The organism is Streptomyces sp. NPDC085927, assembly GCF_044540975.1.
Lineage (GTDB): Bacteria > Actinomycetota > Actinomycetes > Streptomycetales > Streptomycetaceae > Streptomyces > Streptomyces hirsutus.
This window is the reverse complement of sequence record NZ_JBITSN010000001.1, coordinates 141,473-157,887: the sequence shown is the minus strand read 5'-3', so window position 1 is coordinate 157,887 and position 16,415 is coordinate 141,473. Positions and strand designations below refer to the sequence as shown.

The following is a 16,415-nucleotide window of genomic DNA, read 5'->3' as shown; positions in this document are numbered from 1 at the left end:
GTTCGGCAGCCCCCGTCTCAGCAGGTGATCCGCACGGCGATGCCTACGGCCGCAGCACGGCCTCCATCACCGCCCTGGCGATCGGTGCCGCAGTGCCGCCGCCGCTGATCTCCCGGCGGCCGGCCGCCGCGTCCTCCACCACGACCGCCACCGCGACCTTCGCCTCCGCGTCCCCGTCGCTCTGCGCCCAGGACACGAACCAGGCGTACGGGGTACCGGAGTTGCCGATGCCGTGCTGGGCGGTGCCGGTCTTGCCGCCGACCACGGCACCGCGGATCGCGGCATTCGTGCCCGTGCCCTCCTCCACCACCCCGCGCATCAGTTCCCGCATCCGCAGCGCCGTCGACGGGTACATGGCCCGCCGGGACGGCCCCGGGCCGGCCGCCGACACCGTGCCGCCGCCCGCCCGGGTCGTCCGCTCCACCAGATACGGCTCCCGCACGTGCCCGTCGTTGGCGACGGCCGCCGCGACCATCGCCATCTGCAGGGGAGTGGCCCGCGTGTTGTACTGGCCGATCGACGACAGGGCGAGCTGCGCCCGGTCCATCGTGGTGTCGAAGGTGCTGCGCGCCACCGGGAACGGCACTCGCAGCCCCTCCTCGTTGAATCCGAAGCCCTCCGCCGTGGCCGCCAGGTCCGCCAGGCCCGTGGCCACCCCCACCTTGGCGAACACGGTGTTGCAGGACCAGGTGAACGCCTCTCGCACCGAGGCGTCCGCGCAGCCCCGGGACCCGTTCGTCAGCCGTGTCGTCGTTCCCGGCAGGGTGTACGGGTCGGGGGAGTCCGTCGGCTCGTCGAGGTCGGTGACCACGCCCGCGTCCAGCGCCGCCGCCGCGGTGACCACCTTGAACGTCGAACCCGGCGGATATGTCTGCCGCGCGGCCCGGTTCAGCATCGGCCTGTCCGGGTCGGCGTTCAGCCGGGCCCAGGCCTGCCGTGCCGCCGTCCCGTTCCCGGACAGCAGCTCCGGGTCGTACGACGGGACGGACACCAGAGCCAGGATCCGCCCGGTCGACGGCTCCACCGCCGCCACCGCGCCCTTGCGCGAGCGCAGCCCTTCGTACGCGGCCCGCTGAGCGGCCGGGTGGATCGTCGTGACGACGTCGCCGCCCGCGTTGCGGGAGCGGGTGAAGTCGTTCCACAGCGGCAGCGGCTGGAGCAGCGGGTCTGTGCCCGCCAGCAGTCCGTCCTCCGTGTGCTCCAGCAGGGTCGTCCCGTACTCCTGAGAGGCGAAGCCGGTCACCGGCGCGTACAACGGGCCGTCGGCGTAGGTCCGTTCGTAGCGCAGGTGCTCCCCGGTGTCCCGCGAGCCGGTGACCGGGCGGCCGGCGACCAGGATGTCGCCCCGCGGCTGGTGGTAACGGGCGATGGTGTCACGGCGGTTGGCCGGGTTGTCGTCGTAGGCGTCGGCATGCAGCACCTGGACGCGGGTGGCGTTCACCAGCAGGGCGAACAGCAGCAGCGCACAGAACACGGCGGCCCGCCGGATGTACCGCGTCATGAGCCCGCACCTCCGTCCGTCCCGACGGGCGGAGGGCGTCCGTCCCCCTGGCGGCCCGCAGAATCGCTCAGCCGGACCAGCAGCGCCACGATCGCCCAGTTGGTGACCACCGACGAACCCCCCTGCGCCAGGAACGGCATCGCCATCCCGGTCAGCGGGATCAGCCCCGTCACCCCGCCCGCGATCACGAACACCTGGAGGGCCACGATCGCGGCCAGTCCCACGGCGAGCAGCCGGCCGAACGGGTCGCGCAGCGCGAGGCCGGCCCGGTAGCCGCGCTCCACCAGCAGCCCGTACAGCAGGAAGATCGCGGAGAGCCCGACGAGCCCCAGCTCCTCACCGGCCGTGGCCAGGATGAAGTCGGACTTGACCGCGAAGCCGATGAGCACGGAATGCCCGCGCCCCAGTCCGGTGCCGAGCAGTCCGCCCTCCGCGAAGGCGAACAGCGACTGCGCCAGCTGGTTCGGGCCCTCGCCCGCCTCGATCGAGGCGAACGGATTCAGCCAGGTCTCGATCCTGCTGTGCACATGCGGTTCCAGCCGGCCCACGGCCACCGCGCCCAGTGACGCCAGCAGCAGGCCGACGGCGAGCCAGCCGGTACGGCCGGTGGCGACGTACAGCACGACGACGAACAGGCCGAAGAACAGCAGCGACGTGCCGAGGTCCCGTTCCAGGACCAGCACGCCCACGCTCACCAGCCACACGGCGACGATCGGGCCGAGCACCCGCCCGGTGGGCAGTTGCAGCCGCCAGAACCGGCGGCCGGCGTAGGTGAGCGCGCCGCGGTTCTCCGCCAGGTACGCCGCGAAGAACACCGCGAGCAGCACCTTCGCAAACTCTCCCGGCTGGATGGAGAATCCCGCGACCCGGATCCAGATACGGGCGCCGTTCACCGCGGGGAAGAGGATCGGCACCGTGAGCAGGACGAGCGCCGAGGCGGCGCACACGCGGGTGAAGCGCCGCAGCACCCGGTGGTCGCGCAGCAGCAGGACGACCGCGATGAACAGCGCCACGCCCAGCGTCGACCACACCAACTGGGTCGGGGCGGCCTCGTCGCCCGGTGTCTCCAGGTCGAGCCGGTAGATCAGCACCAGGCCGAGCCCGTTGAGCAGGACGGCGATGGGGAGCAGGAGCGGGTCGGCCCGGGGTGCCCGGAAACGCACCGCCAGATGCGCGACCAGCGCGAGCACGCCGAGCCCGGCGCCGTAACCGGCGGCGCCGGGCGGGACGGAGCCGTTCCTGGCGAAGCCGACGGCGCAGTAGCCGTACACCGACAGCAGGACGGCCAGGACGATGAGGGCGAGTTCGACGCCGCGGCGCCGGGGGAGGGGAGCGGTGGGCGTGGGCGGATCAGCCGTCGCCAGGGAGATTCCGGCCTTGCTCATGTCCGGAACCTACCTATATGTGTCCCCTTATGTGTTGTGCCGGTCAGCACCAGCGTGGCGCGGGCCCGATGTTGTTGATGTGGCGGGCGGCGCCCCAGGACCAGGTTCTGCCGTCGGTGACCAGGTACCAGAGCGGGTTGCCCTGGACGTTGTCCCCGCCGACCTTGCAGTAGATCGAGACGGTCTCGCCCTTGTGGGCGTACCGGATGACCTTTGCGCCGCGGTCCGGCGAGGTGCGCAGGGCGAGCGAGGGCGCCGTGATGACACCCTTGTACCGGCCATGGTCGCCGTGGTTGCCGCCGCCCCCGCTGTTGCCGCCGTTGTTGTTGCCGTGGCCGCCATCGCCTCCGCCTCCGCCGTTGCCTCCGCCTCCGCCGTTGCCTCCGCCCCCGCCTCCGCCGCCGTTGTTGTTGCCGTGGCCGCCATCGCCGCCTCCGCCGTTGCCCCCGTTGCCTCCGCCTCCGCCGTTGCCCCCGCCTCCGCCGCCGCCGCCGTTGTTGTTGCCGTGGCCGCCATCGCCTCCGCCGTTGCCGCCTCCGCCTCCGCCGTTGCCGCCTCCGCCTCCGCCGTTGCCTCCGCCCCCGCCTCCGCCGCCGTTGTTGTTGCCGTGGCCGCCATCGCCTCCGCCGTTGCCGCCGCCCCCTCCTCCTCCGCCGTTGTCGCCGCCCCCGCCGCCGTTGCCGCCTCCTCCGCCGCCGTTGCCCCCGCCCCCGCCTCCGCCGCCGTTGTTGTTGCCGTGGCCGCCATCGCCGCCTCCGCCGTTGCCCCCGTTGCCTCCGCCTCCGCCGTTGCCGCCGCCCCCGCCGCCGTTGTTGCCGTGGCCGCCATCGCCCCCGCCGCCGTTGCCGCCCCCTCCTCCTCCGTTACCCCCGCCGCCTCCGCCGTTGTCGCCGCCTCCGCCGCCGTTGTTGCCGTTGCCTCCGCCGCCGCCGTTGCCGCCGTTGTTGTTGCCGTGGCTGCCATCGCCGCCGCCGCCGCCCCCTCCTCCGCCGCCGTTGCCCCCGCCGTTGCCGCCTCCGCCGTTGTTGCCGTTGCCCCAGTCGCCGTTGCCCCCGCCGTTGCCGCCCCCGCTGTTGCCGCCGCCGCTCTGCTGGTTCCAGTCGCCGTCGCCGCCCTGTTGGTCGGACGTTCCGCCGTCGCCGGTCTGCTGGTTCCAGTCACCGTTGTCGCCGTTGCCGCCCTGCTGGTTCCAGCCCGACTCGTCGCCATCGCCCAGTGTGTCGCTCGCGATGGCGGGGACGACGGCGGCCGCGAGGGCCAGGGTGCCGACAGCCAGCGTCATCGGCAGACGGCGGAGGCGACGGGAGCGCGAGGTGAGCGGTGAGCGCAGGGAGTGCCGTGACATGAAGTACCTCCATATAGGGGCGAAGGGTTACAAAGTGACCAATCGCCACATTAGGAGCCACCCTCCACCCCCGCCCGCCTTGGTGCGCCATCGGAGACGGCCGTCCGGATCACCTCGCGTCGTCGCTGGTGACAGCCTCGCGCTGAGGAAGCGTCAGGACGGCCGACGCACACACCCCACGGTGTCCCGCCCCTATTGCTCCGTCAGCTCCTCCAGCAGCCGGGCCGTCGTCAGCCCGGCCCGCAGGTAGTCGACGAACAGTTCGTTGTGCAGGGCCCAGCCCGAGCGGCGGGCCCGGATCAGCCGAATCGCCTCCTCGGCGGAGCTGCCCCGGTGCACCAGCGCGTGCGCGACGACCAGCCCGGAGCGGTTGTACCCGTGATAGCAGCGCACGAGGACCTTGCGGCCGTCGTCCAGCGCCTCGCACGCCGCCTCGGCGAGCCGGATGACCCCCAGGAGCTGGGTCCCGTCGAGCGGCCCGTCCGGGATCGGCCACACATGGTGCTCGACCCCGGGGGCCGGTCCGTGTCCCGGCAGCCGCAGCAGCGTCTGCACAAGATCGAACTCCTGGCGCACCGCCGCGAACTCCAGCTGCCCGGTCCGGCACCTGAACTCGTGCCCGCCCATCCACAGGCCGGGCACGATCTCGTCCCACGGAGTGTCCGGTGCGGGTACGTCGGGTTGCTTCCTTCGGGTACGCAACGGCGCCTCCCCGGCATCACCGCTCGAGTCTTCTCAAGGTAGCCGGGTTCTTGCCCCCGGAGCACCCCGCCTGTTCCCATGGAGGGCGGGGTGATGGTGCATGAACGGTCTGCGCGTCGTACCGGCCTGGCGGCACGGCCGGGAGCGGCTGTACGTCTGTCTCCCGGACGGCGGGAACATCGCCTGGTACGACCGTGACGCGGCCAGGGTCAACCTGCTCGGCGAGGACCGCGAGGCGGAGGTGCTCGAAGCGCTCGGCCCCTTCCTCACCGGCCCGGTCACGGTCGGCCCGCCCCCGGTCCCCACCCCCGCCGAGCTGGCACGACTCACCCTCCATCCCGACGACGACCTCGCCCCGAACCGTCCCGGCGAGGCCCTCCTGGTCGCGCTCGACCGCGACTCCGGCCCGTCCCACCGCCTCCGCCCCGACCCGCGTCACCGGGCACTCGAGGCGGAGCGGACGGTGGGCGAGGCCCTGGACCGCATGGACGGCCTGGGGGTACGCGTCCTGCACTCGATCCCGCTCCCCGGCGGCGACCGCGTCCACCACCTGGTGATCGGCCCCGGCGGGCTGTACACCGTACACACCGTGTACGCCCGCAGGCAGCGGGTGACGGTCGCCGACCCGCTGGTCACTCTCGGCCGTCGCGAGCCGGACCCCGTGCTGCGCCGCGTCCGTGCCGACGCCGACCGGGTCTCGTACGTCCTGACCGCGGAGGTCCGCCCGGTGCTCGTCCTGGTCGGAGCGTCGCACGTGACGGTGAGGACCCCGCCGCGCGAGGTGCGCGTCCTGACGGACGGCGAGGTGGAACGTCTGGGCGACCTCGGGGGCGTACTGAAACCGGCCGACGTGGAGGCCCTGCACGCGATGGCCCGGGACCGGAACACATGGACCCGGTTCTGAGCGGGGCGGGACCGGCCGGCCGGACGGACTGAGCGGGCGGTCGCGGGACAGCGAAACGACATTCACCCGTATGGCGGTTGATGGATCCCAGGACCCGTGTTCCGCGTCTTCCTCCAGGGCTGTGCTTCCATGTGCGGGATCTGTTGAACCTGTGTGCATGTCAGGGACGGCCGGTCGTACGCACATTCCCGGACACCGGTGGAGGGCATGACCGAGGACGAGTTCGACGCTTTCTACGCGGCCGCGTTTCCCCGCCTGACCGGTCAGCTCTTCGCCTTCACGGGGGATCTGGGCGAGGCCCAGGACGTGGTCCAGGAGGCGTTCGTACGGGCCTGGGACCGGCGTCACAAGCTTCAGGCCGACGGGGCACCCGAGGCGTGGGTGCGTACGGTCGCCATGCGTCTCGCGGTCAGCCGCTGGCGCCGCGCGCGACGCTGGCTGGAGCTGGTGCGCCATTCCGCGCTGCCGGAAACGACCCCCGGCCCCGGTCCCGAACGCGCCGCGCTGGTCGCCGCGTTGCGCGAACTGCCCGAGCACCAGCGTATGGCGGTCGTCCTTCACCATCTGTGCGACCTCAGCGTCGAGCAGGTAGCCTCCGAGACCGGCGCACCCGTGGGAACGGTCAAGGCCCGGCTGTCCCGGGGGCGGGCGGCACTGGCCAAACAGCTGGCGGTGGACGAGGCCGAGGAGCCGGCCTGGAGGGAGGGCGGCCGTGTCGGATGAACTCGCCACTGCGTTGCGCGAGTTGGCGGAGGCGAACCAAGCACCCCCGCCCCTGCCGGCCGCCGAGGTCCGCACCCGGGCGCGACGCCGCTCCCGCCGTCGCCGGACCACCGTCCGTCTCGGCCTGGCGACCTCGGTGGCCGGCATGCTGACGACGATCGGACTCACCGTGCACGCCGAGGAGCCCGGCCGCGACCCGCGCGCCTCGGCCGAGTCCGCGACGATCGGCACGCCGACGTCCAGCCCCCGGGCACCCGAGGCGGTGACCGCCCGGCCGGCCGACACCGAGGAGGCCGTCCTCGATCTGGGCCGGCACACCCTCACGTTCGACGGCCGTGTCATGCGCGTCGACTCGCACTTCTTCGGCACGCTCCTGTCGCCCGGCCGCGAACTGACCGTGAGGGCCAAGCACGAGGTCATGCTGCTGCGGGACGACGAGAGGACCGGGAACCGCTACGAGGCCAAGGTCCCGTACGTGGTGGAGCTGCGCACCGGCGACCGGCCGCCGGTCTACGCGGGCGCCCTCGCCTTCGACACCCGATCCCTCGGTGCCCTCGACGCCAGGACGGGCTGGCTGGGCCTGAGCGTCAACGACGCGCGGTGGTTCTACACCCGCGTCCGGCAGGGCGAACACGTCGAGATCACCTCCACGGCCACCCCGGCCCCGTCCGCACCGACGCCGAACCCGGCCGACGGACCGGACCCCGAACCCGAAACCGGAACCGCGACCTCCCGACCGCCAAGCTGACCGGCCGCGAAGCCGCCAAGCCGACCGGCCGGGAAGCCGACCGGACCGGGTCCTGCCCGGCCCCGGAGCGCCCGCGTCGGCCTGGAGCGGGAGCGCATCGGCACGCCCTGCGCGGGGGAGCGGTGGACGGTCCCCCGGCCGCCCCTCCCGCTACCCTTTGACCGCCCCCGACGTCAGTCCCCGGATGAACGAGCGCTGGAGGGCCAGGAAGGCGAGTACCGACGGCAGCATGGCCAGGAACGCGCCCACGAGCAGCACGCCGATGCCCACCTGGTCGTCCGAGCGCATGGAACGCAGGGCCAGCGGCAGGGTGTACTGCGCCGGGTCCGTGGCGACCAGCAGGGGGAGCATGTACTGGTCCCAGATCATGGTGAAGCCGAAGATGCCGATGACGCCCAGGGCGGGACGGCACAGGGGCAGCACGACCTGCCAGAAGATGCGGAACTCGCCCGCGCCGTCCAGCTTCGCCGACTCCTCCAGCTCCTTGGGGATCTCCTTCATGAACTCGGTCATGACCAGGATGGAGAAACCCCACGCCGCCACCGGCACGATCATGCCGGCCAGCGAGCCGACCAGGCTGATGTGCACCACCGGCAGATCCGCCAGCAGTACCGACAGCGGTACGGCCAGCACCTCCTCCGGCAGCATCATCGTCGCCAGGACGACCACCAGCACCGTCGCCGAACCGCGGAAGCGCTTACGGGCCAGGGCGTAGCCGGCGAAGACGCTGACCAGGACCTGCAGGGCCAGGCCGACGCCGACCACGATGAAGGAGTTGAGGAGGTAGTCCAGGACGTTGCGGTCGATCGCCCGTTCCAGGTTGTCGAGTGACAGCCGGTCGGGGAACAGGGTGAACTGCGTCGGGTCCACGGTCGGCGTGAAGGCGCCGACCATCAGCGCCAGCAGCGGCCCCGCGAAGATCGCGAAAAGGACGGTGTACAGGACGAACCGGGCGGCCCGGGCCCATGGCCCGCGCGCCTCCTGCAGGCCGAGCGCGGTCTCGTTCCTCATCGGGCCTCCCTCCTGCGCAGTCGCGACGCGACGGTCAGCACCAGCAGAACCAGGAACAGCAGGACGGTTCCGGCCGCCGCCACACCCAGCTCGTTGCGTTCGAGTCCGAGCTTGTACGTGAGCGTCAGCAGCACCTCCGTCGAGCCGTCCGGCCCGCCGTTGGTGAGCAGGAACACCTCGGTGAAGATCCGCAGGCCCCGGATCGCCGCCAGGGTCAGCAGGATCGCGAACACCGGCCGCAGACCGGGCAGCGTGACGTGCCAGATCCGGCGGAAGCGCGAGGCGCCGTCGACCGCCGACGCCTCGTACAGCACCCGGTCCACGCCGGCCAGCCCGGCCAGGAAGATCATCATGTCGTAGGGGGCGCCCCGCCAGATGCCGACGAAGGCGATGGACGCCAGTGAGCTGTCCGGCGAGTTCAGGAACTCGCTCGGCCCCAGACCGAAGACGGACAGCACCGAGTTCAGCGCCCCGCCCTCGGCCGGGTAGTACATGACCCGCCACACCTCGGCCACCACCGCCATGGCCGTGACCACCGGCAGGAAGATCGCCGACCGGACGAACCACAGGCTCCGGGTCTGCCCCTCCAGCAGCAGCGCCAGCGCGAGACCGAGCACGATCGACCCGGCGGTGGTCGCCACGGCCAGGACCACGGTGTGCCACACCGCCGCGCCGAAGTCGGAACTTCCCGCGATCTCGGCGTAGTTCGCGCCGCCGACATAGGTGTTGCCGAGGAACGGACGGACCTCCTCGAAGCTCATCCGCACGGCCTGGGCCATGGGGATGAACTTGAAGTACAGGAAGAGCAGCAGGGCCGGGGCCAGGAAGAGCCACGGTGTCGCGGCCCGTCGCAGCCGCACCTTCGCCGGCGGGCCCGCGCGGAGCGGACGCCGGGTGTCCGGGCCCGGTGACGTCCGTGCCTCGGTCACCGTCATGCGCCCTTGGCCCCCTGCTTCTCGAGCTCGGCGTCCAGCTCGTCCGCCAGCTCACCCATCGCCTTGCCCGCGTCGCGCGAGCATGCGGAGACGACGCCGTTCAGACCCTCGGACGACATCTGCCGAACGGTGGACCAGTTGGGCAGGGCCGGCGCGTTGCGGCCGGACTTGTCGTAGACCTCCTGGAAGGTCTCCCAGCGCGGGTCCTTGCGCTCGGCGGCCCCGTCGACCGTCGTGTTGACCGGCAGCCGGACGATGATGCCGCCGTTGTCGACGCCGAGACCGATCTTCTGGCCTGCCGGGGAGGCGGCGAACTCGGCGTACGCCTGCTGGCCCTTCTCATTGCCGGAGCCGGCCATCAGGTAGACGTTCTCGCCCTCCGCCAGGACGGTCTCGCCGCCGGCACCCGGCGGCGGCGCGATCACCTCGTACTTGTCCTTGCCGAGCGATCCGTCGAAGCGCGGCAGCATGTACGGGCCGGTCAGGTAGATGCCGCCCCTGCCGCTCTCGAAGAAGGTGTGGGTGGCCGAGGAGTCGGCGGTGCTGGCGCCCGGCTGCGCGACCTTGGAGTCGCAGAACATCGCCTGGAGCTTCTCGACCGCCTTCACCGACGCGGGCTCGTCGATCGCGGCCGCGTAGCCCTCGCCCCGCTCCTTGACGAAGTCGCCGCCCTCGGACCACAGCATGGTCGAGAACCACCAGGTCAGGTAGCCGCGGGTGGTGCTCCCGGGTATCACCATGCCGGCGGTGTCGTTCCTGCCGTTGCCGTCCGGGTCGTCCTCGGTGAACTTCACGGCCAGTTCGGTGAGTTCGTCCCAGGTTTCGGGAACGTCGGCGCCCACGGCCTCCCGCCAGTCCTTGCGCACCAGCAGGGCGAAGGTCTGCGAGTTGAAGGGCACGCCGTAGTACTTGCCGTCGTAACCCCGCGCGGCCTCCCAGGCGCGGTCGGCGAGATCGGCGCTCCCGGCCACGCCGTCGCGGTCGACCTCGCGGACCAGTCCCTGGGTCACCAGGTTGCCCAGCTGGCCCGTGTCGTTGATGACGATGTCCGGCAGGTTCTTCTGCGCGGTGCGCTGCTGAAGTTTGGTCTCGAAGTCCGTCACACCGACGGCGACCAGCTTCGCCTCGATGCCGCTCTCCTTGCTGAAGGCCTTGGTGAGGGCCTCGGCCGACTCCGCGGCGGGACTCCCGGCGTCCTGCCGGATCCAGACCTCCAGCGGCTGGGACTCGTCCTGCTGAGCTGTGCCCCCCGAGGAGCAGGCGGTGGCGGTGGCAGCGGTCACGGCGAGAACGGCGGCGAGAACGCCGGCCTGCCGCCCTCCTCTTGGCTTGCGGAGTTGCTTGGACACGAGTGGCTCCGTCCAGTGCGTACGGGCGAGGTGTCCGGACTCTACGCACAGACGGCCCGCCCCATCAAGACAGTGAACAGCATTTATATACGTGAACAGCAAGGGTGTGGGCGGAGAGCGATCGGTCGTGCCTGCGGGGTGCGAGCGGGGTGCGAACGGTGGTGTCACCGGGACGGGGCCGCACGGTCCGGCCGGAAGCCCTGTGCGGCACCACTGGCGACCACCGGATCGCCGGACGGACCGGCCGGCGATCCTCGCGGCCCTCGGCCGGTGACCGCCGCCCGGCAGGGTGCGCCGCAGGAGCCGGAGAATCCGAAGGCCCCGGGGTCTCAAGGACCCCCGGGGCCTTCGTCCGGCAGTGGGGCGGACCAGGGCAGGGGCGGAGCGGGGAGGGCAAGCCCCGTTCAGGGGGCCCCGGCCGCCAAGTGGGCGCGCCAGCCGCCGAGACGGGTGATGTCGGTGCCGGCCGCGGCCGACTCAGGGTCGCACTGGAAACCGAGGACCCATGTCCCGTCGCCGAGTTCGACGCGCCCGAGGGACATGGGCGCGGGCAGCGCGGCGAGGAACCGCCCGAGGGCGGCGGGGGAGAGGGTCCAGAGCTCTCCGGTGATCCCGGCCCCGGCCCCCGGGGCGACCCGGACCAGGCCCGGCTTGGCGGGGACGGTGTCCAGGGCGGCGAGCCGGTAGTGCGGGGCGGTGACGACCTCACCCGCGAACCGCGCCCCCAAGCCGGTGAGCTGGTGGTTCAAGGGCTGGCCGCGCAGGTGGGCGCCGAACACGGCGAGCCCGACTCCCGTACCGGGCAGCGGAGTCGGCGCCTGCTCCCCGGTCAGCAGGGCCGCGACGTCGAGCGCCGGCTGGTCCTCGAAGGCACGGGTGATGATGCTGACGCCGAACGGACTGCCGTCCGCCTCCCCGGCCGGGACCGCCACGGCGGCCATGTCCAGCAGGTTGACGAAGTTGGTGTAGGTGCCCAGCCGCTTGTTCACCCCGACCGGGTCGGCCAGGACCTCGGCGATGTCGGGATGCCCGGTCGTGGTCGGCAGCAGCAGGGCGTCGAAGCCGGCCAGCAGCCGGCCGGCCTCCACCTTGTGCCGGTCCAGCCGCTCCTGGTCCGCCGCCAGCGCATGGGCGGGGATCTCCCCGGCAGCCAGGATGATCCCGGCCACCGTCGGGTCCGCCACCGACGGGTCACGCGCGATGAACTCGCCCACGGCCGCGTAGCGTTCGGCGACCAGGGCGCCGTCGTACAGCAGCCGCGCGGCCCGCAGCAGCGGGGAGACGTCGATGACGGCCGTCTCCGCCCCGGCCGCCTCCAGTCGTTCGACGGCGCCGCGGAAGGCGGCCCGGGCCGCCGGTGACAGCGGGGCCAGGTCCTCGTCCCGGGGCACCGCGACGCGCGGGCGCTCGGGCGCGGCCAGCCGTACGTCGTCCGGCCAGTCGCGTCCGCGCGGATCGCCGGCGTCCGGGCCCACCATGCGGGCCATGGCCTGCTGCGCCTCCGTCAGAGTACGGGCGAGCACGGTGACCGCGTCGTAGGAACGTGCGGCCGGCACCACCCCCGCGGAGGGGACCAGGCCCAGGGTGGGCTTGATGCCCACGATGCCGTTGAAGGCGGCGGGCACCCGGCCGGACCCCGCGGTGTCGGTGCCGAGCGCGATGTCGGCGATGCCCAGCGCGACCGCGACCGCCGAGCCGGAACTCGAACCGCCGGAGACCTTCTCGGGGCGCAGCGCCCCGCGGACCGCGCCGTACGGGCTGCGAGTGCCTACGAGACCGGTGGCGAACTGGTCCAGGTTCGTCTTGCCCAGCACGATCGCCCCCGATGTCACCAGCCGCCGCACGGCCGGCGCGGAGACCTCCGGCGTATAGGCGTACGCGGGGCAGCCGGCCGTGGTGGGCAGCCCGGCAACGTCGATGTTGTCCTTGACCGCCACCAGCACGCCCGCCAACGGCAGCGACGTGCCGGGCGAGCCCGCCGCCACCCGCTCGTCGAGCGCCCGTGCCTCGGCCAGCACGTCCTGCTCGTCCCGCAGGGTGATCCAGATCTCCGGACGGTCGGTCCCGGCGATGCGCCGGTACGCGGCGGCGACGCGTTCCACGCAGCTCGGGGTCGGGTCGAGGGTCACGCTGCTTCCTCTCGTACGACGACGGCCAGCGGGGTGCCGGCGTCGATGTGCTGTCCGGTGGAGACGAGTACGTCGGTCACGGTGCCGTGTCCGGGCGCCCGGACCACCACCTCCATCTTCATGGCCTCCAGGACGACCAGGGGCTGGCCGGGCTCGACGGTGGTGCCGGGCCCGGCCTCGACCTTCCACACGGTGGAGCTGAGCGGCGCCTCCACGAGGCTCCCGCCGGGCGGAACGGCGACCGGGGCGGTGCCGGCGCCCGGCTCGGGCAGGGGGCGGTCGGCGAACTCGCCCGCCGCCTCCCACGCCTGCCGCTCGGCCTCGAAGGCGGCGGCCTGGCGGGTACGGAACGCGGTGATGTCCGCGGCGTTCTCACGCAGGAACGCCTCGTGCTCGGCGAGGGAGAAGGTGCCGGGCCGGATGTCGAGGCTCCTGCGGCCGGCGGCCAGGTCGGCCCGGATGTCGAGGAGTTCGCCGGCCTCGACGGGGTGCCAGACGATGCGGTCGAAGAACCGCAGCAGCCACGGGGTGCCGTCGGCGAAGGAGCGTGGTGGCCGCAGCCCGCCCCAGATCGGCACGGTCCGCCCGATCAGCTGGTAGCCGCCGGGGCTCTCCATGCCGTAGATGCACAGATAGGCGCCGCCGATCCCGACGCCGGCCTCGGCGGTCCAGGTGCGGGCCGGGTTGTACTTGGTGGTGACCAGGCGGTGCCGCGGGTCGAGCGGGGTCGCGGCCGGGGCGCCGAGGTAGACGTCACCGAGACCGAGGACCAGGTACGCGGCGTCGAAGACCGTCCTGCGTACGTCGTCCACGCTGTCCAGGCCGTTGATCCGGCGGATGAACTCGATGTTGGACGGGTTCCACGGCGCGTCGTCCCGGATGGAGGCGCCGTAGCGGGAGACGGCCTCGTCGACCGTCGGGTCGTTCCAGGACATCGGGAGGTGGACCTCCCTGCTGGGGACGGTCAGATCGGCGGTCGCGGGCAGCTCGTCCTCGGCCTCCCGGAGCATCGCGAGCAGTCTGCGCAGCGGCAGGACGTCGGGGTCGGTGTGCAGGTGCAGGGAACGGACGCCGGGAGTGGAGTCGACCAGGCCGCGGGGAGCGAGGGCGCCCAGGTGCCGGGCGAGGGCGTGGACCCGCATCCGCAGGGCCAGGTCGAGGGTCATCGGGCCGTACTCGACGAGGATGTTGTCGTCCGCGCCGCGCCGGTAGGTGACCTCGGGAGCGGTGTCGGTGGCCGGGCGGCGGGCGAGGACACCGTCGTCACCGTCCGGGCCGCCCGCCGTGAGCAGGGCGGGCGTACGGCGCAGCTGGTCGGCGACGTCCTCGCCGACCGGCACGAACCGTACGGTGTCGCCGGGGCGCAGCTGCCCGCTCTTCCAGCGCTCGCCGCGCACCACGGTGACCGGGCAGGCGAAGCCGCCGAGGCTGGGCCCGTCCGGGCCGAGGATCGCCGGGATGTCGCCGGTGAAGTTGACCGCGCCGACCGAGTACGCGGTGTCGTGCACGTTGGAGGGGTGGAGCCCCGCCTCGCCGCCGTCCGGGCGGGCCCACTCGGGGCGCGGGCCGATGAGCCGGACACCGGTGCGGGCGGACTGGGCGGACACCTTCCAGTCGGCGGCGTACACCGTCCTCAGTCCGTCGCGGGTGAGGAAGTCCGGTGCGGGGTGCGGGCCTTCGCTCACCGCGATCCGCCAGTGGGCGGTGAAGTGAGGGCGGTCGGCCACGGGGACGGGCGCGGGCGCGGGGGCGCCGTCGGCCGGATCGGCCGGGTGCAGGACGTCCCCGGTGCGCAGGGCACGGCCGGCGTGCCCGCCGAAGCCGCCCAGGGTGAAGGTGGCCGCGCTGCCGAGATGGCCGGGCACGTCGAGGCCGCCGCGGACCAGCACGTACGTCCGCATGCCGGGGCCCTGGGGCGTGCCGACGTCCAGCAGCTGCCCGGCGGCCAGCTCGACCGGCTGCCACTGGGCGGCGGGCCGCCCGTCGACGCTGATCCCGGCGGGGGCGCCCGTGACGCAGACGACCGCCGGGTGCGAGAACCGCAGCGCCGGACCCTCCAGGGTGCACTCCAGACCCGGGGCTCCCACGGGGTTGCCGACGGCGGTGTTGCCGAGCCGGAAGGAGAGGTCGTCCATCGGACCGCCGGGCGGGACGCCCACCTCCCAGTAGCCGGTACGGCCGGGCCAGTCCTGCACGGTGGTCTGGGTGCCCCCGCGGACGACGTCGACGCGCGGGCGCGGGTCGGTGATCCCCGCGAGGGTCGCGGTGGTGTGCCGCACCTCCAGCACGTCCGGCGTACGGCACGCGGCGCGCAGCAGCCCGAGGTTGGTCTCCACACCGTCCACGCGGGTCTCGTCCAGCGCCGCCGCGAGCCGGGCGAACGCCTCCGCGCGGTCCCTGCCGGTCGCGACGACCTTGGCGAGCATCGGGTCGTACGCCGTGGACACCTGCTGCCCGGTCTCCGCCCAGCCGTCCACGCGTACGCCCTCGGGGAAGTGGACGCGGGTCAGCAGCCCGGAACTGGGCCGGTGGTCGCGGGACGGGTCCTCGGCGTAGACGCGCGCCTCGACCGCGTGGATGTGGGCCGCGCCGGGGGTGCTGCCGGGCCCGGGACCGCTGCCGGGCCCGGGGACGGTCAGGAAGTCCGACTCGCCGCGGGCCAGGCGCAGCATCCAGGCGACGAGGTCGACGCCGGTGATCTCCTCGGTGACCGGATGTTCCACCTGGAGACGGGTGTTGACCTCCAGGAAGTACGCCTCCTCGCGCTCCGCGTCGTACACGAACTCGACGGTGCCGGCGGAACGGTAGGCGACCGAGGCGCACAAGTCCCGTGCGGCGGAGTGCAGTCGGGCGCGCAACCGTGGCGGCAGACCGGGCGCCGGGGCCTCCTCGAGGACCTTCTGGTTGCGGCGCTGCAGCGAACAGTCGCGGTCACCGAGGACCACGACCTCCCCCGCCCCGTCGCCGAAGACCTGCACCTCGACGTGGCGGGCCCGGCCGACGTACCGCTCCAGGAACACGCCGCCGTCCCCGAAGCTGCCCCGGGCGAGCCGCGTCACCCGGCCGAACGCCTCCCGCAGCTCCTCCGGCCCGGCGCACGCCTGCATGCCGATGCCGCCCCCGCCGCCCGTCGCCTTGAGCATCACCGGGTAGCCGGTCTCCTGCGCCGCGCGCAGCGCCGCGTCCTCGTCGGCGAGCAGTCCGCTGCCGGGCAGCAGCGGCACACCGACCGTGTGCGCGGCGGTCCGGGCGGTGTGCTTGGCGCCGAAGACCTCCAGCTGGGCCGGGGCGGGGCCGACGAAGACCAGGCCGGCGTCCTCCACGGCGGTGGCGAAGGCGGCGCTCTCCGACAGGAAGCCGTACCCGGGGTGGACCGCTCCGGCGCCGGTGGCCAGCGCCGCCTCCAGGACCAGGTCGGCCCGCAGATAGCTCTCGGCGGCGGGTGCCGGGCCGAGCCGTACGGCCTCGTCGGCCATCCGGACGTGCGGGGCGGCGCCGTCGGCGTCCGAGTACACCGCGACGGTACGCAGCCCCAGCGCGCGGGCGCTGCGGATGATGCGGCAGGCGATCTCTCCGCGGTTGGCGACGAGCAGGGTGTCGAACATGACGGCAGCTCCTCCGGAACGGACGGCAGGGACGGCGGGGGCGGCACGGGTGGCACGGGCGGCGGGCCTGGCAGAGGT

The 16,415-nt window shown here is 73.2% G+C and carries 12 protein-coding genes; 3 read left to right on the top strand and 9 right to left on the bottom strand.

The annotated features are described in order from the left end of the window. Nucleotides 1-43: 43 nt before the first annotated feature. From ACIF80_RS00780 to ACIF80_RS00765, 4 genes are all read right to left on the bottom strand, one after another. Nucleotides 44-1,501, bottom strand: a complete 1,458-nt coding sequence (locus tag ACIF80_RS00780) for a penicillin-binding transpeptidase domain-containing protein (RefSeq protein WP_399797640.1) — start codon at nt 1,499-1,501, stop codon at nt 44-46. Beyond that, nucleotides 1,498-2,886 carry an FtsW/RodA/SpoVE family cell cycle protein gene (locus ACIF80_RS00775; protein WP_399797638.1) on the bottom strand — a complete coding sequence of 463 codons (1,389 nt, stop codon included), beginning with the start codon at nt 2,884-2,886 and terminating at the stop codon, nt 1,498-1,500. Before ACIF80_RS00775 ends, ACIF80_RS00780 begins: the two co-directional genes overlap by 4 nt. 43 nt (nt 2,887-2,929) lie before the next feature. After that, nucleotides 2,930-4,231 carry a hypothetical protein gene (locus tag ACIF80_RS00770; RefSeq protein ID WP_399797635.1) on the bottom strand — a complete coding sequence of 434 codons (1,302 nt, stop codon included), beginning with the start codon at nt 4,229-4,231 and terminating at the stop codon, nt 2,930-2,932. A 192-nt stretch (nt 4,232-4,423) separates the two neighbouring features. Further along, a complete protein-coding gene (locus ACIF80_RS00765; protein ID WP_399797633.1) occupies nt 4,424-4,933 on the bottom strand; it encodes a dual specificity protein phosphatase family protein in 510 nt (169 codons plus the stop codon). A gap of 100 nt (nt 4,934-5,033) precedes the next feature. Between ACIF80_RS00765 and ACIF80_RS00760 the strand changes: the two genes are divergently transcribed. The 3 genes from ACIF80_RS00760 (at nt 5,034) to ACIF80_RS00750 (ending at nt 7,308) form a co-directional block, all read left to right on the top strand. Then, a complete protein-coding gene (locus ACIF80_RS00760; protein WP_399797630.1) occupies nt 5,034-5,837 on the top strand; it encodes a nuclease-related domain-containing protein in 804 nt (267 codons plus the stop codon). A 207-nt stretch (nt 5,838-6,044) separates the two neighbouring features. After that, nucleotides 6,045-6,560, top strand: coding sequence for a SigE family RNA polymerase sigma factor (locus ACIF80_RS00755; RefSeq protein ID WP_399797628.1), 516 nt, complete (start codon nt 6,045-6,047; stop codon nt 6,558-6,560). Next, nucleotides 6,550-7,308, top strand: a complete 759-nt coding sequence (locus tag ACIF80_RS00750; RefSeq protein ID WP_399797626.1) for a hypothetical protein — start codon at nt 6,550-6,552, stop codon at nt 7,306-7,308. Before ACIF80_RS00755 ends, ACIF80_RS00750 begins: the two co-directional genes overlap by 11 nt. 150 nt (nt 7,309-7,458) lie before the next feature. Here the strand turns inward: ACIF80_RS00750 and ACIF80_RS00745 are convergent, their stop codons facing one another. The 5 genes from ACIF80_RS00745 to uca all read right to left on the bottom strand — a co-directional run bounded on the left by ACIF80_RS00745 (nt 7,459) and on the right by uca (nt 16,337). After that, nucleotides 7,459-8,319, bottom strand: a complete 861-nt coding sequence (locus tag ACIF80_RS00745; RefSeq protein ID WP_399797623.1) for a carbohydrate ABC transporter permease — start codon at nt 8,317-8,319, stop codon at nt 7,459-7,461. Continuing rightward, complete coding sequence (locus ACIF80_RS00740; protein WP_399797620.1) at nt 8,316-9,254, bottom strand: carbohydrate ABC transporter permease; 939 nt, start codon at nt 9,252-9,254, stop codon at nt 8,316-8,318. The genes ACIF80_RS00745 and ACIF80_RS00740 overlap by 4 nt, the downstream gene beginning before the upstream one ends. After that, on the bottom strand, nt 9,251-10,603 hold the full coding sequence (locus ACIF80_RS00735; protein ID WP_399797617.1) for an extracellular solute-binding protein: 1,353 nt from the start codon (nt 10,601-10,603) through the stop codon (nt 9,251-9,253). Before ACIF80_RS00735 ends, ACIF80_RS00740 begins: the two co-directional genes overlap by 4 nt. 404 nt (nt 10,604-11,007) lie before the next feature. Further along, a complete protein-coding gene (atzF, locus tag ACIF80_RS00730) occupies nt 11,008-12,732 on the bottom strand; it encodes an allophanate hydrolase (RefSeq protein WP_399797614.1) in 1,725 nt (574 codons plus the stop codon). Next, nucleotides 12,729-16,337, bottom strand: a complete 3,609-nt coding sequence (gene uca / locus ACIF80_RS00725; protein WP_399797612.1) for an urea carboxylase — start codon at nt 16,335-16,337, stop codon at nt 12,729-12,731. The genes atzF and uca overlap by 4 nt, the downstream gene beginning before the upstream one ends. Between the last annotated feature and the right edge of the window lie 78 nt (nt 16,338-16,415).